This window comes from Pauljensenia sp. UMB0895, assembly GCF_030218905.1.
GTDB classification, from domain to species: Bacteria; Actinomycetota; Actinomycetes; order Actinomycetales; family Actinomycetaceae; genus Pauljensenia; species Pauljensenia turicensis_A.
The window spans coordinates 275,300-294,259 of record NZ_JASOQR010000012.1 but is presented as its reverse complement, the minus strand read 5'-3'; the positions used below and the strand labels follow the sequence as shown (position 1 = coordinate 294,259).

Here is an 18,960-nt window from a genome sequence, read left to right as displayed (position 1 = left end):
GATAGCCCGCGTGCGATAGGCTTTGACCACTCAACGAGGTCATGGCCTCGTACCCTTTTTGCTTTCCACCTTTTGGGAGACTCAACGTGTTTGGAAATCTGTCGGATCGGCTGACTCAGTCTTTTAAACAGCTTCGCTCTCGTGGTGTGCTGACCGAATCAGATGTTGACCAGACAATTTCAGAGATTCGTCGCGCCCTGATTGATGCTGACGTTGCTCTTCCCGTTGTCCGTCAGTTCACCAGCTCGGTCCGTGAGAAGGCCTACGGTGCGGCGCGTTCGAAGGCACTGAATCCCGGACAGCAGGTCATTCGAATCGTCAACGAGGAACTGGTTGAGATTCTGGGCGGCGAAACTCGTGAACTGAAGTTTGCTGATCGCGGCCCGACGGTCTTCATGCTTGCTGGTCTGCAGGGTGCCGGTAAGACGACGCTTGCCGGAAAGCTCGGTAAGTGGCTCCGCGAAGAAGGCAAGTCCGTTCTTCTTGTTGCCTCTGACCTTCAGCGTCCGAATGCAGTGAACCAGTTGCAGGTTGTGGGTGAGCGTGCTGGCGTTCAAGTGTGGGCACCCGAACCCGGTAACGGCGTTGGCGATCCGGTGCAGGTCGCACGCTCGGGTCTGAACCACGCGATTGAAAACGGCATTAACGTGGTCATCGTCGATACCGCGGGTCGTTTGGGTGTCGACGAAGAAATGATGGCTCAGGCTGTCGCGATCCGCGATGCTGTTCAACCGCACGAAATCATGTTCGTGCTTGACGCGATGGTCGGTCAGGATGCCGTCCAAACGTCGACCGCGTTCCGCGATGGCGTGGGCTTCACCGGTGTTGTCCTGTCGAAGCTCGACGGTGATGCCCGCGGTGGTGCTGCGCTCTCCGTGCGAGGCGTGACCGGTGCACCGATCCTGTTCGCGTCCACGGGTGAGAACCTCGATGACTTTGAGCGTTTCCACGCTGACCGTATGGCGTCACGCATCCTCGATATGGGCGACATTCTCACCCTGATCGAGCAGGCAGAAAAGAAGCTGGACGCCGAAGAAGCCGAGCGCATGGCGCAAAAGGCAATGGCCGGCGAACTGACTTTGGGTGACTTCCTCTCGCAGTTGCAACAGGTGAAGAAGCTTGGCTCGATGAAGAAGATGCTCGGCATGATTCCTGGCGCAGGCCAGATTCGCGAGCAGATTGAAAACTTCGATGAACGCGAGGTCGACCGTATTGAGGCGATTGTCCGTTCGATGACGCCAGCGGAACGTGAAGATGTTTCGCTGTTGAACGGTTCGCGTCGTGCGCGTATCGCACGAGGCTCCGGTGTAACGGTTGCTGAGGTGAACTCGCTGGTCAAGCGCTTTGAAGCTGCCAAGGCCATGATGGGCCAGATGGGTGCGATGGGCGGAATGCCCGGCTTCGGTAACATGCCCGGCCAGGGCGGTAAGGCGAAGCAGAAGGCGAATGCGCGTGCCGCTCAGGCAAAGCGTGCGAAGGTCAAGAAGAAGGCGCGTTCCGGTAATCCTGCGAAGCGTCGCCAGCAGGAGCTTGAGGCTCTTCTTCCGCCCGAGCAACGTTCGTCTGCTCCCGCTGCAGGATCCGCATTCGGCGGTGCGCCTGCTCCCGAGCCGACCGCTCGTCCGTCGATGGATGATCTGCCAGACGACATCAAGCGCATGATGGCCGGCCTCAAGTGATCTTTCAGGGATCGCTACTCTGGTCCGCGACCTCCGGCTCACCGGCATCGTGGACAACCGGTTCGTGGAAGATTGATCCTTCCGGCATCACCATGATCGACGAGGCCGGGACGACAGGTTCGGACTTCACCGGCTTTGCGGTGCCCGGATTCGTTGACTCTCACGCCCATATTGGCGTTGGATCAGATGGGCCCGTGGGCCTTGAAGAGCAAGAAGTACAGGCGCGTGCCCAGAGGAACACGGGTGTCTTGGCTCTGCGCGATTGTGGCGCTCCCGTTGATAACCGTTGGTTGGATTCACGCGATGACCTGCCGAAACTGATTCGAGCAGGACGTCATATTGCTCGTCCCAAGCGATACATTCGTGGCATGCCCATCGACTGTGAGAATCTCGCTGATCTTCCGGACCTCGTCGCTGAGCAGGCGAAACGGGGCGACGGCTGGGTGAAACTGGTCGGCGACTGGATTGATCGCTCGAATGGTGTAGATTCTGACCTCGAGCCGCTGTGGCCGACGGAGGTTCTTGTGGATGCCGTTGCAGCTGCCCACGAAAACGGTGCGAAAGTGGCGGTTCACTCCTTCGCTCACGCGACGATCGACTCGCTTCTTGAAGCGGGCGTCGACGACATTGAACACGCGACGGGCATGGACGCGGATCAAGCAGATGAGGCCGCGCGCAGGGGAGTGCTGATCACTCCGACGCTACTTCAAGTTGAATTGTTCAAGGACTTCGCTGATCAGGCCGGAGCGAAATACCCCGTATACGGTGCGACCATGTCTCGTATGTACGACGAGCGTCGCGAGCATTTCGCGATGCTCCGGGAATTCGGCGTCACCTTGGTGATGGGTACTGATTCTGGTGGCTACCAAGAGCATGGGACGATCGGTAAAGAGTTTGAACTCTGGCTGGATCGGGGAGTATCGCGCTTAGAACTGATCGATGTCGCCACATGGAAGTCCCGCATTGCACTGAACTTTGAGCAGTTGAGTCCGGGTGCCAGTGCGGATCTTCTGATCTACCGCGAGGATCCGCGAACAAGCGGTGCATTGGATCAGCCCGACCATGTCGTGATCAATGGGCAGCTGGTTTATTCGCGTTCTTGAATTGCGCTTTGCTTCGGACGTGACCGATTCCACGGCGGGTTGAAGCGTGTGATGAGCCCCAGATTTGGGGCATCGGGCGCCAACTATGGCACAATTGAGGGCGTACTCGGGCACTGAAGGACCCTCTCACCTTCTTTGACCGCGTCCCGGAACAAACATTGACCTGTGTTTCCCACCGGGGAAGTGCACGTTCCAACTCTGAACTAGAAACAGGAGTGACCACACAAGTGGCAGTTCGCATTCGTTTGAAGCGCGTGGGCAAGATTCACGCTCCCGCATACCGTGTTGTCGTCGTCGATTCGCGCAAGAAGCGTGACGGTCGCGTCATCGAAGAGATCGGTCTGTACGACGCACAGCCGAACCCGTCAATCATCCGCATCGACTCGGCTCGCGCTCAGTACTGGCTGGGTGTTGGCGCACAGCCGTCCGACCAGGTTCGTAACCTGCTCGTCCTGACCGGCGACATCGCAAAGTTCAACGGCAAGAAGGATGCGGTTTCCCGCGTCAAGGTTGCCGAGTCTGACAAGGCTGGCGCAGCTGCTGAAGCTGTCAAGGCTGCAGAAGCAGAAGCCGAAAAGTCGAAGGCTGCTCAGGCAGCTGCAAAGGCAGAGGCTGAAGCAGAAGCAAAGGCCGCTGCTGAAGCTGCCGAGGCTGAAGCAAAGGCAGCAGAAGCTGAAGCTGAAGAAGCTCCGGCTGAAGCTGGCGAGGAAGCCTGATCATGCTGGCTGATGCGCTTGAGCACCTCGTCTCTGGAATCGTCGACCACCCGGAAGATGTTCGGGTTTCGGCTCGTTCCATGCGACGCGGTCACCTCCTTGAGGTTCGGGTCAATCCCGATGACCTCGGTCGTGTGATTGGTCGTAGCGGTCGCACCGCTCGCGCTCTGCGCACGGTGATGGGCGCTCTTTCAACGCGCGGTCCTATTCGTGTTGACGTTGTCGACACGGATCGCGAGTAAGCGCTCGCAAACACAACTCATGTGGAGGGGCTCAGTTTTGAGCCCCTCCACTGTTTTATTTCTCCCACGATATGAGCGGTCAACGGAATGCAGACCGATTCGCTGACCGTGGGATACTAGAAGCCAATACGTCACTTCTCGGTGTACACAACTGAAGGATGAAGGACACACTATGCAGATGACCGCAGGCATCATCGGGCCAGCTCATGGCCTTCGTGGTGAAGCAATGGTGGAAGTACGTTCCGACGATCCTGAGATCTGGGCACCCGGCTTTGTCTTCGGTGTACTGGGCGAGCCTGAAATGGAACTGACGGTTCGCAGTGCGCGTATGCACAAGGATCGCCTGCTTGTTGGCTTCGAGGAACTGTCAACCCGCGAACAGGTAGAGGCTCTGCGTGGCAAGAAGCTTCTGGTCGAAGAAACTGAAGAAGAAGACGCATGGTATCCGCATCAACTGAAAGGGTGCGTAGCTGTGATGCCCGATGGCGCAACACTGGGAACAGTGACTGGCCTGCAGTTTGGAATGGCTCAGGATCTTCTTCTGGTCAAGCCCGTCAGTGGAGCAACAGTCATGGTGCCTTTCGTTGAAGAGCTTGTCCCCGAGGTTGACGTTGAGAATAAGCGCGTTACTCTGACTCCGCCTCCCGGCTTGTTTGATGATGACTATGTCGATGCATCGGATAGGAATTCCAACTGATGAGGATCGACCTTTTCTCGATTTTCCCCGAGTACTTCGCGCCCGTAAATCTGTCTCTGCTGGGCAAGGCACACGAGACTGGCCTCGTCGATGTGCATGTCCACGATCTGCGTGATTGGACGCACGACGCACACCGCACAGTTGACGACACCCCGTACGGCGGTGGCGCGGGCATGGTGATGATGCCGACCGTGTGGGGAGAGGCTCTCGACGAGGTCATTGCTGAGTGCTCTGCTGGGCAAGACCAGGACGTTGCGCAACGTCGTGTTCTTGCGATCCCAACACCGTCCGGTATCCCGTTGACGCAGGCAACCGCACGCAACCTGACTAACGTCGATCAGCTGATGATCGCCTGCGGACGATACGAAGGGATTGATCAGCGCGTCGCCGATCACTACCGCGCGTTAGGTGTCGAGGTTCTTGAGTACTCGATCGGCGACTACGTGTTGAACGGTGGGGAAGTGGCGGCGCTCGTGCTTGTGGAAGCGGTGACGCGTCTACTCGACGGTTTTATGGGGAACCCTCAGTCGCTCGAGGAAGAGTCCCATGAGAACGGTCTGTTGGAGTACCCGACGTACACGAAGCCTCGTTCGTGGCGTGATATCGAGGTGCCTGACGTTCTTCTCAGTGGCGATCACGGGCGGATCGAACGCTGGCGACGCGACCTGTCGCTGAAGCGGACAGTCGAGCGCAGGCCGGATTTGATTGCTCAGTTGCAGTACGGGGATCTCGATTCAGCTGACAAAGAGTTTCTTGCTGCCTGCGGGCACCTCGTCACCCCTAGCGGGCATCATACGGTTTCGATTCGAGTGGCTCAGGCACACGATGCCGACGCTCTTGCCGCACTTGCGACGCGTACGTTCCCGGACGCCTGTCCCGACGTCCTTTCTGATGAAGCAATCGCAGCGTTTATCGGCGACCAGCTATCGCCTGAAGCATGTGCTCGATTCATCGCTCAGCCGGAACGATACCGCGTGCTGGTCGCTGAAATCGGCGGTGAACTGGGCGGATACACCCTGTCGATCATCGGTGAAGACGCGATTGAAAAAGGCATGGTGCGCCCCGGACGTATCGAAGCGTCGGATGCCTACCTGTCCAAGTGCTACACGGATGCTACGTGGCGTGGAAGTGGTCTGGCGGGCGCTCTACTTGAAGCGGCAGTGGCGGACGTTGAAGCTTCCAATGCAGCCCCGCGCTTAGTTTTAGCAACACACACCGGTAACCTTCGCGCTCAAAAGTTTTACAAGAAGCACGGCTTCAAAAAGAAGGCACGTCGCACGTTCAACGTCGGGGGAGTAATGAACGTAGACGTTGTCCTCGTGCGGAATCTCACCGTTCGATAGACATATTCGTCCCTCGTAGACAGTGTGCACCGTCTGACGAATGTGGCACACTTGAACACGGTGCATTCGAGTGCAACCTGCCGCAGGGGGACGCTCACATGAATGCCCGTTGAAGAAAGCGCAGGCCCCGCCTGCCGTATTCGACGCAACTGACCTGCGGCAGAAGTGTCAAGGAGTAAACATGCAGAAGCTGGACGCAGTCGACGCCGCTTCCCTTCGTTCCGATCTTCCTTCGTTCCGCGCCGGTGACACCGTCAAGGTTCACGTGAAGGTTATTGAAGGTAGCCGTTCCCGTATCCAGGTCTTCCAGGGTGTTGTTATTGCCCGTCGCGGTCACGGCGTCTCTGAGACGTTCACCGTCCGCAAGGTCTCCTTCGGTGTTGGTGTGGAGCGTACGTTCCCGCTGCATGCACCGACGATCGACCGCCTTGAGGTCGTCACCAAGGGCGACGTCCGTCGTGCAAAGCTCTACTACCTGCGTGAGCGTCACGGCAAGGCTGCCAAGATTAAGGAACACCGCTCGGGCAGCGCAGAGTGAAACTCTGAGCATGACCACTGTGTGCCCGGTGCCCTTCGGGGCACCGGGCTTGCGTGTTCGTATGCCAACCGGTGTTGGCATCTCCTCTGAAAAGTGAAGGATTACGAGTGACTGACAGTGATTACGCCATCGATTCTGATGGGGATACCGGTTCAGGTGGCTTTTTTGCTTGGATTCGTGAACTTGCCCTGATCGTGGTCGCGGCGTTCGTGATCTTCACTCTGCTCCGCATTTTTGTCGTCCAAGTGTTTTGGATTCCCTCCGCGTCCATGCGCGACACCCTGGTGGAAAACGACCGTATCGCAGTCTCACGTATCGCGGCACACACGGGAAATATTGAGCGCGGTGACGTGGTTGTTTTTCACGATCAGTTGGACTGGCTCCCGTCGAATCTTTCAACCGACGATTCTTTTGCTAATGCTGTCGGTAAATTTGTTGGTTTTCTTCCCGGTGGTTCAGATAAAACACTTGTGAAACGCGTGATCGGTGTGGGCGGTGATCACGTCACCTGTTGCACGGCCGAAGGCAAGGTTGCAGTGAATGGTGTGCCCGTGGACGAACCCTACATTGCTGACGGTCAGCTTCCCTCTGACATTTCTTTCGATATTACGGTTCCCCAGGGCACGCTTTGGGTCATGGGTGATAACCGTGGTAATTCAGCGGATTCTCGCTACCACATGGGTTCTGGTGAAACACCTTACGTTCCCGAAGACGCGGTTGTTGGCACCGTGAGCGCAGTTATTTGGCCGACGTCGCATTGGAAGGTTGGCCTGAATCGTCGCGACGTTTTTGCTGGTATTCCCGATGCCCAGTGATGCGACGCGCGATGTCGAACGTGAGCTCCTTACCCGCTATGACGTTGTCATTGGAATGGACGAGGTGGGGCGTGGTGCAATTGCAGGGCCCGTTGTCGTGGGGGCATGCCTTGTCACGGGGGACGAGGCCCCTCAACCAGCGGGGCTTCGCGACTCGAAACTGTTAAGCGAAAAAAGACGCGTCGCCTTGGAGCCTCTGGTGTGCCGGTGGGCGAAGTCTGTTGGTGTGGGTTTTGCTTCGAATGATGAAGTCGACGCCCACGGAATCATTGTTGGCCTGCGTTTGGCTGGTATGCGTGCTCTGCAACAGTTGGATATTCCCAATGGCGCACGCGTGATTGTTCTGCTTGATGGGGCGCATAATTGGCTGACGCGATCCGACGATTTGTTTTCTCCGATTGATGACGCACCCTACCCGGACATTGAGGTGCCACACGTTGTCACTCGCGTCAAGGCTGACGCATCATGCTCGGTCGTGGCCGGCGCATCCGTTGTCGCGAAGGTCAGACGTGACGAATGGATGAAAACGGTGGAAGATCCGGGATACGACTGGGCCTCGAACAAAGGCTATTCTTCGGCAAAACACATTGACGCTCTTAGGCGACTGGGGGTTTCTCCTCTTCATCGCCGTTCGTGGAACCTTCCCGGCACTGGGCGCGCCGAGCGCGCCTGAAGGGTCAGGAACAATTTGTTAGGCATGATTGAACCGTGAGTGAAGACATCGAAAGCTACGAAAACTCTCTGGAACTTGAGCTTTTCCGCGAGTACAGGGATGTCATTGGCTTATTTAAGTACGTGGTCGAAACCGAACGTCGTTTCTACCTCTGCAATCAGGTCGATGTTCAAGCCCGTCCAGTTGGTGGGGATATTTTCTTTGAACTCACGCTGACTGACGCGTGGGTGTGGGACATTTACCGTTCCTCGCGTTTCGTGCGTTCTGTCCAGGTCATCACCTACAAAGACGTGAACGTCGAAGAATTGACCAAGCCAGAGCTGAACCTCTGACCCCTTCGGCGGGTTATCCACAATTTCAGGTGGGTGCTACTTATCCACAATTTCGCTTTCGCTGACTTTCTTTCTGTGTATTCCTGACCGACGCTTGGTGCGGAGGTCAGTATGGGAAACGATTTTCGCCGTCGACTCGGAATGCTAGGCGAGGTCACTGCGACGCGCTTCATCAGCGAAGGTGGTCTGCAGGTTGTTGATCGAAATTGGCGCAACGGCAGGGCAGGCGAGCTCGACATCATTGCGACGGACGGCTCGAACACGATTGTCATCGAAGTCAGAACCCGCTTTGGGAACGCAAAGGGGAGTGCGCTCGAATCAGTTGATGATCGAAAGGTCAGGCAACTACGTTCGCTGTCGGTTGCTTGGGTGCGATCGCATGAGTGCCGTGGGCACTTGCGCGTTGACATTGTTGCGATCACTGTCGATCCGGCAATGCGCGTAGTCGTTGAAGAGTCTGGTCCAGATGCGGACTTACGTGACTACGGTGCGCGCATCGAATGGATTCGAGGCATCGCATGAACGCCTCGCTTGCACACATTGATTCAATTGGACTTGTGGGCATAGAAGGCCATCGGGTGCGCGTTGAAGCACATGTGGGGCGCGGACTGGTCAAGTTCACTCTGGTTGGCCTGCCGGACGCGTCTTTGCGTGAAGCGAAAGACCGGGTTCGCTCGGCGTTGCAGTCCTGCAACTTGGAAGTGATGGACTCTCATATCACCGTGAACCTGTCACCGGCGGGTCTTCCAAAGTCTGGTTCAGGGTTTGATCTTGCGATCGCCATCGCAGTGCTTCAAGCTGCGGGCTCACTGAAAAGACAGGCATTCGTAGGCGCTGCTCTATTAGGAGAACTAGCTCTTGACGGTAGTATCCAATCAATCCGAGGAATTCTGCCCGCGGTCTTGTCGGCGAAGAAACTCGGGATTCAACGTGTCATCGTTCCCGCAACATGTGTCTTAGAAGCTCGTCTTGTCCACGGTATTGATGTCATTGGTTTCGACCACTTAGCTGATCTTGTTACCTGGGCTGGGGGAGATGCTCTACGTCCGAAAACACCTATCCCGATTCTCCACGCTCTGCCGACTGAGAGACTGACAGAAAGCATCGCCGCGGTTTCAGATTTAGCAGATGTACGAGGTCAAGACGGAGCTGTTGACGCGTTAGAGGTGGCTGCCGCGGGAGGCCATCACGTGTTGCTCATCGGTGAAGCTGGCTCCGGAAAGTCAATGCTCGCATCACGTATGCCAACGATTTTGCCGCCGATGGATGATCAAACGGCCCTGATGACATCCGCACTTCATTCCATCGCAGGCCGCCTCGAAGACCACGCAACCCTGATGCGCACCCCTCCCTTCCAATCCCCTCACCACAGCGTCACAATGCCGGCCCTGATTGGTGGCGGTAGTGGGATTGCGATGCCGGGTGCAGCATCACTGGCACACGGGGGAGTTCTGTTCCTTGACGAGGCAACCGAATTCATCCCCTCGGTCCTCGACGCTCTGCGCCAGCCACTCGAAGAAGGCGTCATCACGATCCATCGAGCCAAAGGACAAGCCACCTATCCCGCCAGATTTCAACTGATCCTCGCCTCAAACCCCTGCCCGTGCGGTGGTGGAACCAAAGCTCGCCCCTGTCGATGCGCATCCATCCAAAAACGCAGGTACATCACACGACTATCAGGGCCCTTGCTTGACCGCATTGATATCACGATCGCAATGCATGCTCCCACCCGCGCGCAGCTCAACGCCAGCAAACGACGCACATCCAAAGAAGTAGCCGAAAGAGTACTCGCCGCACGCGACAGGGCACGCACACGCCTAGAAGGAACAGGATGGACCCTCAACTGTCAGCTTCCCGGCCCCTGGGTGCGACAGCACTCGGGCATAGCACGCACATACATTGACCGCATCGATCAAGGCGTCGACAGAGGAATTCTGTCCATGAGAGGCGCCGATCGCGTCTTACGCCTCATGTGGACCCTCGCCGACCTAGCCGAACGATCCACACCCAACGACACCGACCTTGCGCAGGCACTACAACTGAGAAACTCAGGAGCACTCGATGCCTTCTATCAATGAACGCGACCTCGCCTGGGCATGGTGGACATGCATCCAAGAACCCGAAGACGCCCATGCCCACGCTCTACGACTTCACCTTGGACTCATTGAATCAGTCGAATGGGTATGCGCCGATTCTCCCGGCCCACTCCCACCACCACTGTCACAGCATCGAAAAACACTCGAAGACGCCTGGAAACGCTTCAAACCACGTGCACTACGCAACAACCTCAACCAAGAACTTGAGGTAATCCACGCCCTAGGCGGACGCTTCATCAGCCAAGAAGACCCATCCTTCCCCAAAGAACTCACCATCCTTCAAGAATCAACACCACTTGGCCTATGGGTCGTGGGCACGCTCCCACACACACGTTCAGTCACCATCGTCGGAGCGAGAGCAACAACAAACCTCGGAACAAGGAACGCTTTCGACATCGCATCCGACCTTGCCGACAGAGGCGATACCATCCTCTCCGGCGGAGCATTCGGCATCGACATCGCCGCCCACAGGGGAACACTCGCAGCAAACGGACAGACAATCGCCATCCTTGCCGGGGGAGTAGCAAACCCCTATCCCGTCTCTCATACCCGCGACTTCGAAACGATCGTCGAATCGTCAGGAGCCATCGTCTCAGAAGTACCACCAAGCTTCAGACCCGCAAAATGGCGCTTCCTTGGACGAAACAGAATGTTAGCCGCTTGGGGGGATGCCACCATTGTCATCGAAGCGTCATCCAGATCCGGTGCCCTCGCAACAGCCAGACGAGCAATGACACTAGGCAAACCCGTAGGAGCAGTCCCCGGACCCATCACCTCGCAATCCTCAACGGGATGCCACGAGCTCATTCGCAACGGTGCCACGCTCATCAGAAACGCATCCGACATCCACGAAATGATCGACCCCCTGCACACGCAACTCCAAGGCATACTCTTCGGTGAACCCGTCTGCCCAGATCAGGGAGTCAATGCACTCTCACCCCACGCGCGCAGGGCATGGGAAGCCCTTCCCATACGCAACCTCTCAACACTTTCCACCATCGCCGCAAACGCTGGCATGAGCGAACAGGAAACGTTGCGGGCGCTCGCGGAACTGGAGCTTGACGGGTACGTGCGTTCTAACTCCCGCGGTTGGGCTCGCAAAGGTGGAGCTCGGTGCTGATAATGAAGGCATGAGTGAGTTAGGCATCTTCGACGCATGGGTATCATTCCTGACCCATGCGCGTCGGCTGTCTGACCATACGATCACGGCATATTCGGTTGATGTTGCTGGATGTTTTGAGTTCATCGGCGTTGACCCGAATCCAACGAGCGAGCAACTAGACGCTCGCTTGACAACGCGCCGTCTTCGCCTGTGGTTAGCGAAACTGAGTGAGCAGGGTGCATCACGTTCGACCCTGTCACGTAAGACCGCTGCCGTACGAAACTTTTGTCGGTGGGCGATTGACCATGACGTGTTGGCTCATGATCCTTCTGCATCGCTTGCGTCTGCTCGCGTAGATCAACGCCTTCCTCAGGTTCTGACATCGAATGATGCGACGACCCTGATGGAGTATGCGCGTGCCCACGCCCGTTCAGGCGATGCGACAGATCTGCGGAACTGGGCGATCCTTGAACTGATCTATGCGTCGGGAATGCGTATCTCAGAACTCGTTGGGTTGAATGTGACAAGCATCGATTATTCGGGCCACACCGGACGTGTTTTGGGTAAGGGAAACAAAGAACGCGTTGTTCCGCTGACCGATCTTGCCCTCGAAGCCGTACAGACGTGGACGGTTCGCGGTCGTCCGCAACTGAGCAATTCTGATTCTGGGAATGCTCTGTTCATTGGTGACCAGGGCAAGCGGATCGATGTTCGAGTTGTCCGCTCCATGTTCCATCGCGAAGCTGCCCGAGCTGGGGTCCCAGATCTTGCGCCACACGCTCTACGGCACACGATGGCGACGCACTTGCTTGAAGGGGGAGCAGATTTGCGTAGCGTTCAAGAGATCCTCGGCCACTCTTCTTTACAGACCACCCAGCGATACACGCACGTTGATTCAAAACGATTGTCCGCTATCTATGCTCAGGCACACCCGCGCGCTTAACTCTTCGTCTGCCCTCCAGCTTCGCCCCGCCTACGATTGACGAGGCTACCCGCGCACTTTACTCCCATCCCAGGGTTTCAGGGCAAGATCGCCAACTAAGAACCGTAGGGGATTAACGTAGTGATCCCTTGAGGTTTTGGCACCCCAGTGCAGACCGCCTGCTGGCTCATGCCCGGGTCTGAGGGTTGCTATGGGAGCCCCCGCACTGACGTGGTCTCCAACGCTCACAAGAGCATCGACGGGCTCATATGTTGAACGAACCGGGCCATGGGACAACGAGACAACCCCCTTGCCGGCAACCTCGCCGGCCACTTCTACAATCCCGTCAGCCGGGGCATAGATCGTAGCGCCAACATCGACCTTCAGATCGACTCCGCGATGACCTGAAAGCCACCGTAACGCCGGAGGATCAAAACCCCTGGTCACGCTTGCCGCATTCCCGGTCGGCCACTGCCAGTGTTGCCAGACGGATGCGTTGGCCGGCCTCGTCAATAGGCAAGAAAACAGAGCCAAGGCGGCAAGGATCGTCAAAGGAAGATGTGCATAACGGTCATTGCGAAGAAACATGCACTCAATGTCGTTGATCGCGGGTCAAAGGGCGAATGGAGTGATTGCTTATTGTGGATACTCCGCGATCGGGTGAGGCACCTGTGGATAAAGTCTGGCGACGAGGGTCACATCAAGCGAAATAGGGAGTATGAGGGCATATGAGATAAGCTATTTGAGCACCTGCTTGCAGGTGACTTCGCGTGCCATTTTCACGTCAGCGGTCTTCCGCGGTGGGCATAAGTTCCAGGTCCTTTCGAGGTGAACTTAAGTCATGGCACCAGGGCTTGCGTACCCGCGCACAGCACGTAACTGAAACCGAGGGTGAAAACCCTCATGATCCCGCAGTTTTGCGGGGAAGGACGATTCAATGGCAGTCGTAACCATGCGTCAGCTCCTCGAGTCCGGTGTCCACTTCGGTCACCAGACCCGCCGCTGGAACCCGAAGATGAAGCGTTTCATCCTCACCGAACGCAACGGCATCTACATCATCGATCTTCAGCAGACCATTGCTGACATCGACATTGCTTACGATTTCGTGAAGCAGACCGTCGCACACGGTGGCACCATCCTCTTCGTTGGCACCAAGAAGCAGGCGCAGGAAGCCGTCGCAGAGCAGGCAACCCGCGTTGGCATGCCGTACGTAAACCACCGCTGGCTCGGTGGCATGCTCACCAACTTCTCCACCGTTTCCAAGCGTCTCCAGCGCCTCAAGGAACTCGAGCAGATCGACTTCGACGATGTCGCCGCATCCGGCCGCACCAAGAAGGAACTCCTCATGATGCGTCGTGAGAAGGACAAGCTGGCTCGCACACTCGGTGGCATCCGCGACATGGCCAAGACCCCGTCCGCCATCTGGATCGTTGACCCGAAGAAGGAACACCTCGCGGTTTCCGAAGCTCGCAAGCTCAACATCCCGATCGTCGCCATTCTCGACACCAACGCTGATCCGGACGAGGTCGACTACCGCATCCCCGGTAACGACGATGCCATCCGCGCAGTTGCACTGCTCACCCGCGTGATCGCAGACGCAGTCGCAGAGGGCCTCCTCGCTCGTTCCGAAACCCGCAAGTCCGCTGACTCGGCAGAAACCGTTGCAGAACCGCTCGCCGAGTGGGAACGCGAACTCCTCGAAGGCGACAAGGGCGAAGCCAAGGCTGAAGAAGCTCCGGCTACCGAAGCCCCCGCCGAGAACTGATCTTTACCAACTTCAAAGTAGAAAGAGACATCAATGGCGAATTTCACCGCTGCTGACGTCAAGGCTCTGCGTGAGCAGACCGGCGCAGGCATGATGGACGTGAAGAAGGCTCTGACCGAGGCTGATGGCGATGCTGAAAAGGCTCTCGAAATCATCCGCCTGAAGGGTCTGAAGTCGCTCTCCAAGCGCGAAGATCGTCAGGCATCCGCCGGCCTTCTGGTCGCTCAGGTTGACGATGGTGTTGGCGTCCTCGTCGAGGTCAACTCCGAAACCGACTTCGTTGCAAAGAACCAGAAGTTCATTGACTTCGCAAACGAGGTTCTCGCAGCAGCCGTTGCTTCGGGCGCATCCAATCTTGAGTCTCTCCTCGCATCCCCCATGGGTGACGAGACCGTTCAGGACAAGCTCAATTCCATGGCAGCAGTTATCGGCGAAAAGCTCGAAATCCGTCGCGTTGTGCGCGTCGAGGGCGAGAACGTTGACCTGTACCTGCACCAGACCAGCCCCGACCTCCCCCCGCAGGTTGGCGTCTTCGTCGTCACCGACGCAGCTGGCGCTTCCGTTGCTCACGACATCGCAATGCACATTGCCGCTTACATGCCGGCATACCTTGATCGCGATGCCGTTCCTGCTGACGTCCTCGAGAAGGAGCGCGAGACTCTCACGAAGATCACGCTCGAAGAAGGCAAGCCCGAGCACATCGTCGGCAAGATCGTCGAAGGTCGCATGGAAGCCTACTTCAAGGACAACTGCCTCGTGGACCAGGCGTTCGCTCGCGATCCCTCTAAGTCGGTCGGCAAGGTTCTTGCCGAGGCCGGCGCAAAGGTGACCGAGTTCGTTCGCGTTCACGTCGGAGCCTGATAACGCATGAATGGCCCCGCCCAAATGGGCGGGGTCATTCGGCTATCCTGTGTACTAATGCTTCTTACCGCGTGAACAGGAGAAACGCGCATGCCTCATACTCGTAGGGTCCTTCTTAAACTGTCTGGTGAAGCTTTCGGCGGTGGCGCCGTTGGTCTTGACCCCACTGTCGTTCGCGATATTGCTCACCAGATTGCTATTGCTGTCCGTCGAGGCATTGAAGTCGCAGTCGTCGTTGGTGGCGGTAACTTCTTCCGCGGTGCGCAGCTAGCTAAAGCAGGAATGGATCGTTCCCGCGCCGACTACATGGGCATGCTCGGTACCGTGATGAACGCCCTTGCGCTTCAAGACTTCATCGAACAAGCCGGTGTTCCTGCGCGTGTTCAATCCGCAATTACGATGACCCAGGTTGGTGAACCCTACATTCCGTTGCGCGCTATTCGCCATATGGAAAAGGGGCGCGTTGTTATCTTCGGCGCGGGCGCCGGTATGCCGTTCTTCTCGACGGACACGGTTTCAGCTCAGCGTGCTCTTGAAACCCACTGCGACGAGCTTCTTGTTGCTAAGAATGGCGTGGATGGTGTGTACGATGACGATCCGCGCCTGAACCCGGACGCGAAGCGTCTTGAATTCCTGACGTACTCGGATGCCCTTTCTCAGGAACTCAAGGTCATGGATGCAACAGCTTTGGCACTTTGCCGTGATAATGGTTTACAAACACGAGTTTTCGGAATGTCTGAAGCAGGCAATGTGACTGCTGCCCTGATGGGTGAGACAATCGGTACTCTTGTGACTGCGCAAGACTGATCAACATAGGAGTCACGAATGATTGACGACATCCTCCTTGAAACCGAGGAAAAGATGGACCGTGCGGTTGAATCCGCACGCCACGAATTTGGCAATATCCGCACCGGTCGCGCAAACGCCGCGATGTTCGAGCAGATTCTTGTCGACTACTACGGTGCACCCACGCCGATGCAACAGCTCGCTTCTTTCCAGATTCCTGAAGCTCGTACCGTGTTGATCTCCCCGTTCGATCGCACTGCCACGAATGAGATCTTGAAGGCCCTGCGTGAATCTGATCTGGGTGTGAACCCGACCGATGATGGCAACGTTGTCCGCGTTGTTCTTCCTGCCTTGACTGAAGAACGTCGTAAGGAATACGTGAAGCTGGCAAAGACCAAGGCCGAAGATGCTCGCGTCGCAGTTCGTAACGTTCGTCGTAAGGCAAAGGAACAGCTCGATAAGCTGAAGAAAGACGGCGAAGCCGGCGAAGACGAGGTCGATCGTGCAGAAAAGAGCCTCGAATCGCTGACGAAGAAGCAGGTCGAACAGGTTGACAAGCTTCTTGCATCCAAGGAAGCTGAGCTCCTGACGCTGTGAGCGCCTCTGATCATTCTTCCCCTTCGTTGGTTGCGAAGTTTTTCTCTCCGCAACCAACGAAGGTGAAGGAACCACTGGCAGCCACCGGGAAGGCAGGACGTAATCTTCCAGCAGCAGTATCTACTGCCGTTGTTTTGATTCTTTTCGTCGGTATCTGCTTGTTTTATGTACCGCCACTTTTGACACTGTTCATTGTGCTGGCGTCGCTGGCGGGTTTATATGAGTTAGGTGGCGCATTCGCCCACCTAGAAACAAAGCTGACGATGGCTCCGCTGTATGCGGGAGCTATCGGCATGGTCACGTGCGCATGGTCTCTTGGCGCAGAAGCGCTCCTCTTTGCCCTGTACGCAACCATTTTCGCTGTTGTTGCGTGGCGCATCTTGGATCCGAACCCCAAGGGGCGGATTAACGACGTCATTGCATCGGTCTTTGTCGCGCTGTATGTTCCTTTCCTTGCCTCGTTCGTTGTGCTGATGATGCGCCAGTTCGGTAACCCATGGGTGGTTCTCACCTACGTTGGCTTAGTCGTCGCATCCGATACCGGTGGCTGGGTCGCAGGCGTTCTGTTCGGCAAACATCCGATGGCGCCTCGTCTATCACCCAAGAAGTCCTGGGAAGGCTTCATCGGCTCGACAATTGCTTCTGTCGCACTTGGTGGACTTGCTTTCTGGGCACTTGGTGGCCACTGGGCATTCGGCCTCCTTGCCGGCGTTGTTGCGTGTGTTGTCGGCACGCTCGGTGATCTCACTGAATCGTTAATCAAGCGTGAAACCGGTCTGAAGGACATGTCGCAAATTCTGCCGGGGCATGGCGGTGTCCTTGACCGCGTTGATGCTTTGCTGATGGTTGCACCGCTTATGTTTATGATCTTCACCTGGACGCTGTAAGGAATCCTATGAGCCTCGAATTCGAAAAACAGCGTCGGCGTGAAGTGCGTCCGACTGACCAGCCCCCAGAAGGAGCAACGTCAGCCGATGCGAAGCCGGTGATTTCTTTCGCGCCAGCTAAACCTGGCAAGGCACCTGCTCACCTCGCTGACGTGGATGCAAAAGGACGTAAGCAGGTCCTGAAGGATCTGGGTCTTCCCGGTTTCCGTGCTGACCAGCTTTCTCGACATTATTTTGATCACTTCGAAGCCGATCCGGCGAAGATGAGTGATATTCCCGCATCGATGCACGATGCAATTCGTGAAGGTCTGTTGCCTGAACTGGTTCGCCAAGTCGTCGCGCAACACGCGGATGGCGGGATGACGATTAAGCACCTTTGGGAGCTTTTCGATGGGGCGCGCGTTGAATCCGTGCTGATGCGTTACCCGCAGCGCACGACCTTGTGTATTTCTTCGCAGGCAGGATGTGGCATGGCGTGTCCGTTCTGCGCGACCGGCCAGATGGGGCTGACTCGTAACCTGTCGACGGGCGAAATTGTCGATCAGGTGCGCCAAGCGCAGATTGCGTGTCGGGATGGCGAGCTTCCCGGCGGGCCGACGCACCTCTCTAACGTTGTGTTTATGGGTATGGGCGAACCGCTTGCTAACTACCGCACGGTCGTGAATACTCTGCGCCGCCTGATTGATCCCAGCCCAGAAGGCTTTGGACTTTCAGCTCGAAACGTCACTGTGTCGACGGTGGGTTTGGTTCCCGCGATCGACAAGCTGGCGAAAGAAGGCATGCCTGTGACGTTGGCAGTTTCGTTGCATGCTCCCGATGATGACCTTCGCGACGAGTTGATTCCGATTAACTCGCGCTGGAAGGTGGGGGAGTTGCTTGATGCTGCTCGCCGATACTTTGTTGCGACGGGTCGTCGCGTGTCGATTGAGTACGCGCTGATCAAGGATATGAACGATCAGGAATACCGTGCCCAATTGCTTGCTGATGAGCTCAATAAGCGCGGTCACGGGTGGGCTCATGTGAACCCAATTCCGTTGAATCCGACTCCCGGCACAATCTGGACTGCGTCTACTCGGCGTGCTCAGGACACATTTGTCGCTACTCTGCGCAACAATGGGATTTCAACGACGATTCGCGATACTCGCGGTTCTGACATTGATGGTGCGTGCGGTCAGCTCGCAACAGCGGTGAAGGAAGCGAATGCGAAGCGTCGGTCTATCAATTCAGATTCCACTTCAATTCAGGAGACTCGATGAGTGACTCTTTCCCACGAGTGAGCTTCTGGCGTCACGGCTATGCGACTGAGCGTGTGGACGCTTTCTTTGCGGACGCGCGCCAGGCGTATGAAGGTGGCTTGCCGGCAGAGCAGTTCTCTGCACAGCAGGTTCGCCAGGCGACGTTCCCATTGAAGCGTCGTGGCTACGCGATTGATGCTGTTGATTCCGCGATGAGCCGTCTTGAAGCGGCCTTTGTTCAGCGCGATCGTGCGGATCATATTGCTGTTAACGGCGAGGCCGCATGGTTCGAGAAGGTTGCCGAGCGCGCAACGACGCTGTACGACCGCCTGATGCGTCCTCGGGGCGAGCGTTTCTCACACCCGGAATCCGGTCGTGGATATGACGCGGCTCAGGTTGATGATCTGCTGGATCGTTTGGCCGCCTATTTTGACGAGGGCACTGAGATGAGCGTCGATGACGTTCGTCTTGCTGTTTTCCAGCCTGCTCGTGGCAAGAAGGGCTACACGGAAGGAACGGTTGACGCCTATCTTGGGCGCGCCGTAGAGATTCTTCTGGCTGTTTCCTGATT

Annotated in this window: 22 protein-coding genes; 21 read left to right on the top strand and 1 reads right to left on the bottom strand. The window is 56.9% G+C overall.

Going from position 1 to position 18,960, the window contains the following annotated elements:
• Positions 1-86 precede the first annotated feature (86 nt).
• From ffh to QP503_RS05845, 14 genes are all read left to right on the top strand, one after another.
• Positions 87-1,679 (top strand): signal recognition particle protein, encoded by a 1,593-nt coding sequence (gene ffh / locus QP503_RS05910; RefSeq protein WP_285069701.1) that lies wholly within the window; start codon positions 87-89, stop codon positions 1,677-1,679.
• Positions 1,676-2,782 (top strand): amidohydrolase family protein, encoded by a 1,107-nt coding sequence (locus QP503_RS05905; protein ID WP_006681185.1) that lies wholly within the window; start codon positions 1,676-1,678, stop codon positions 2,780-2,782. Before ffh ends, QP503_RS05905 begins: the two co-directional genes overlap by 4 nt.
• A 227-nt stretch (positions 2,783-3,009) precedes the next feature.
• On the top strand, positions 3,010-3,498 hold the full coding sequence (rpsP, locus tag QP503_RS05900) for a 30S ribosomal protein S16 (protein WP_103631881.1): 489 nt from the start codon (positions 3,010-3,012) through the stop codon (positions 3,496-3,498).
• A gap of 2 nt (positions 3,499-3,500) precedes the next feature.
• Positions 3,501-3,740, top strand: coding sequence for an RNA-binding protein (locus QP503_RS05895; protein ID WP_006681183.1), 240 nt, complete (start codon positions 3,501-3,503; stop codon positions 3,738-3,740).
• A gap of 172 nt (positions 3,741-3,912) precedes the next feature.
• Positions 3,913-4,437 carry a ribosome maturation factor RimM gene (gene rimM, locus QP503_RS05890; RefSeq protein WP_006681182.1) on the top strand — a complete coding sequence of 175 codons (525 nt, stop codon included), beginning with the start codon at positions 3,913-3,915 and terminating at the stop codon, positions 4,435-4,437.
• A complete protein-coding gene (gene trmD, locus QP503_RS05885; protein WP_006681181.1) occupies positions 4,437-5,780 on the top strand; it encodes a tRNA (guanosine(37)-N1)-methyltransferase TrmD in 1,344 nt (447 codons plus the stop codon). Before rimM ends, trmD begins: the two co-directional genes overlap by 1 nt.
• Before the next feature lie 181 nt (positions 5,781-5,961).
• Complete coding sequence (gene rplS / locus QP503_RS05880) at positions 5,962-6,318, top strand: 50S ribosomal protein L19 (protein ID WP_006681180.1); 357 nt, start codon at positions 5,962-5,964, stop codon at positions 6,316-6,318.
• Between the two features lie 107 nt (positions 6,319-6,425).
• A complete protein-coding gene (gene lepB / locus QP503_RS05875; RefSeq protein ID WP_442953374.1) occupies positions 6,426-7,133 on the top strand; it encodes a signal peptidase I in 708 nt (235 codons plus the stop codon).
• Positions 7,123-7,806 (top strand): ribonuclease HII, encoded by a 684-nt coding sequence (rnhB, locus tag QP503_RS05870; protein ID WP_179369707.1) that lies wholly within the window; start codon positions 7,123-7,125, stop codon positions 7,804-7,806. The genes lepB and rnhB overlap by 11 nt, the downstream gene beginning before the upstream one ends.
• 35 nt (positions 7,807-7,841) lie before the next feature.
• A complete protein-coding gene (locus tag QP503_RS05865; protein ID WP_006681177.1) occupies positions 7,842-8,138 on the top strand; it encodes a DUF2469 domain-containing protein in 297 nt (98 codons plus the stop codon).
• A 111-nt stretch (positions 8,139-8,249) separates the two neighbouring features.
• Positions 8,250-8,660 (top strand): YraN family protein, encoded by a 411-nt coding sequence (locus tag QP503_RS05860; RefSeq protein ID WP_006681176.1) that lies wholly within the window; start codon positions 8,250-8,252, stop codon positions 8,658-8,660.
• Positions 8,657-10,216, top strand: coding sequence for a YifB family Mg chelatase-like AAA ATPase (locus tag QP503_RS05855; protein ID WP_103631880.1), 1,560 nt, complete (start codon positions 8,657-8,659; stop codon positions 10,214-10,216). Before QP503_RS05860 ends, QP503_RS05855 begins: the two co-directional genes overlap by 4 nt.
• On the top strand, positions 10,200-11,354 hold the full coding sequence (gene dprA / locus QP503_RS05850) for a DNA-processing protein DprA (protein WP_103631879.1): 1,155 nt from the start codon (positions 10,200-10,202) through the stop codon (positions 11,352-11,354). Before QP503_RS05855 ends, dprA begins: the two co-directional genes overlap by 17 nt.
• A 10-nt stretch (positions 11,355-11,364) precedes the next feature.
• On the top strand, positions 11,365-12,279 hold the full coding sequence (locus QP503_RS05845) for a tyrosine recombinase XerC (protein ID WP_040318557.1): 915 nt from the start codon (positions 11,365-11,367) through the stop codon (positions 12,277-12,279).
• Positions 12,280-12,324: 45 nt separating this feature from the next.
• On the opposite strand, the gene QP503_RS05840 is transcribed toward QP503_RS05845, so the two are convergent.
• Entirely contained in the window at positions 12,325-12,846 is a 522-nt protein-coding gene (locus tag QP503_RS05840) for a M23 family metallopeptidase (protein WP_006681172.1), read from the bottom strand.
• A 349-nt stretch (positions 12,847-13,195) separates the two neighbouring features.
• Here QP503_RS05840 and rpsB point away from each other — a divergent pair, with 349 nt between their 5' ends.
• From rpsB to QP503_RS05805, 7 genes are all read left to right on the top strand, one after another.
• Positions 13,196-14,023, top strand: a complete 828-nt coding sequence (gene rpsB, locus QP503_RS05835; protein ID WP_006681171.1) for a 30S ribosomal protein S2 — start codon at positions 13,196-13,198, stop codon at positions 14,021-14,023.
• Positions 14,024-14,056: 33 nt separating this feature from the next.
• A complete protein-coding gene (gene tsf / locus QP503_RS05830; RefSeq protein ID WP_006681170.1) occupies positions 14,057-14,884 on the top strand; it encodes a translation elongation factor Ts in 828 nt (275 codons plus the stop codon).
• Positions 14,885-14,974: 90 nt separating this feature from the next.
• Positions 14,975-15,691, top strand: a complete 717-nt coding sequence (gene pyrH, locus QP503_RS05825; RefSeq protein ID WP_006681169.1) for a UMP kinase — start codon at positions 14,975-14,977, stop codon at positions 15,689-15,691.
• Between the two features lie 18 nt (positions 15,692-15,709).
• A complete protein-coding gene (gene frr, locus QP503_RS05820; RefSeq protein ID WP_006681168.1) occupies positions 15,710-16,267 on the top strand; it encodes a ribosome recycling factor in 558 nt (185 codons plus the stop codon).
• Positions 16,264-17,154 carry a phosphatidate cytidylyltransferase gene (locus QP503_RS05815; protein ID WP_103631876.1) on the top strand — a complete coding sequence of 297 codons (891 nt, stop codon included), beginning with the start codon at positions 16,264-16,266 and terminating at the stop codon, positions 17,152-17,154. Before frr ends, QP503_RS05815 begins: the two co-directional genes overlap by 4 nt.
• An 8-nt stretch (positions 17,155-17,162) precedes the next feature.
• On the top strand, positions 17,163-18,410 hold the full coding sequence (rlmN, locus tag QP503_RS05810) for a dual-specificity RNA methyltransferase RlmN (RefSeq protein WP_006681166.1): 1,248 nt from the start codon (positions 17,163-17,165) through the stop codon (positions 18,408-18,410).
• Positions 18,407-18,958: a DivIVA domain-containing protein gene (locus QP503_RS05805; RefSeq protein WP_101627854.1), complete on the top strand. Its 552-nt coding sequence runs from the start codon at positions 18,407-18,409 to the stop codon at positions 18,956-18,958. The genes rlmN and QP503_RS05805 overlap by 4 nt, the downstream gene beginning before the upstream one ends.
• Positions 18,959-18,960: the final 2 nt, after the last annotated feature.

What these genes read in the sequence shown, in the direction of transcription:
- QP503_RS05895 (WP_006681183.1), top strand. Translation starts at nt 3,501, where the DNA reads ATGCTGGCTGATGCGCTTGAGCACCTCGTCTCTGGAATCGTCGACCAC.
- rimM (WP_006681182.1), top strand. Translation starts at nt 3,913, where the DNA reads ATGCAGATGACCGCAGGCATCATCGGGCCAGCTCATGGCCTTCGTGGT.
- trmD (WP_006681181.1), top strand. Translation starts at nt 4,437, where the DNA reads ATGAGGATCGACCTTTTCTCGATTTTCCCCGAGTACTTCGCGCCCGTA.
- rplS (WP_006681180.1), top strand. Translation starts at nt 5,962, where the DNA reads ATGCAGAAGCTGGACGCAGTCGACGCCGCTTCCCTTCGTTCCGATCTT.
- rnhB (WP_179369707.1), top strand. Translation starts at nt 7,123, where the DNA reads ATGCCCAGTGATGCGACGCGCGATGTCGAACGTGAGCTCCTTACCCGC.
- QP503_RS05860 (WP_006681176.1), top strand. Translation starts at nt 8,250, where the DNA reads ATGGGAAACGATTTTCGCCGTCGACTCGGAATGCTAGGCGAGGTCACT.
- QP503_RS05855 (WP_103631880.1), top strand. Translation starts at nt 8,657, where the DNA reads ATGAACGCCTCGCTTGCACACATTGATTCAATTGGACTTGTGGGCATA.
- dprA (WP_103631879.1), top strand. Translation starts at nt 10,200, where the DNA reads ATGCCTTCTATCAATGAACGCGACCTCGCCTGGGCATGGTGGACATGC.
- QP503_RS05845 (WP_040318557.1), top strand. Translation starts at nt 11,365, where the DNA reads ATGAGTGAGTTAGGCATCTTCGACGCATGGGTATCATTCCTGACCCAT.
- QP503_RS05840 (WP_006681172.1), bottom strand. Translation starts at nt 12,846, where the DNA reads ATGTTTCTTCGCAATGACCGTTATGCACATCTTCCTTTGACGATCCTT.
- rpsB (WP_006681171.1), top strand. Translation starts at nt 13,196, where the DNA reads ATGGCAGTCGTAACCATGCGTCAGCTCCTCGAGTCCGGTGTCCACTTC.
- tsf (WP_006681170.1), top strand. Translation starts at nt 14,057, where the DNA reads ATGGCGAATTTCACCGCTGCTGACGTCAAGGCTCTGCGTGAGCAGACC.
- pyrH (WP_006681169.1), top strand. Translation starts at nt 14,975, where the DNA reads ATGCCTCATACTCGTAGGGTCCTTCTTAAACTGTCTGGTGAAGCTTTC.
- frr (WP_006681168.1), top strand. Translation starts at nt 15,710, where the DNA reads ATGATTGACGACATCCTCCTTGAAACCGAGGAAAAGATGGACCGTGCG.
- rlmN (WP_006681166.1), top strand. Translation starts at nt 17,163, where the DNA reads ATGAGCCTCGAATTCGAAAAACAGCGTCGGCGTGAAGTGCGTCCGACT.
- QP503_RS05805 (WP_101627854.1), top strand. Translation starts at nt 18,407, where the DNA reads ATGAGTGACTCTTTCCCACGAGTGAGCTTCTGGCGTCACGGCTATGCG.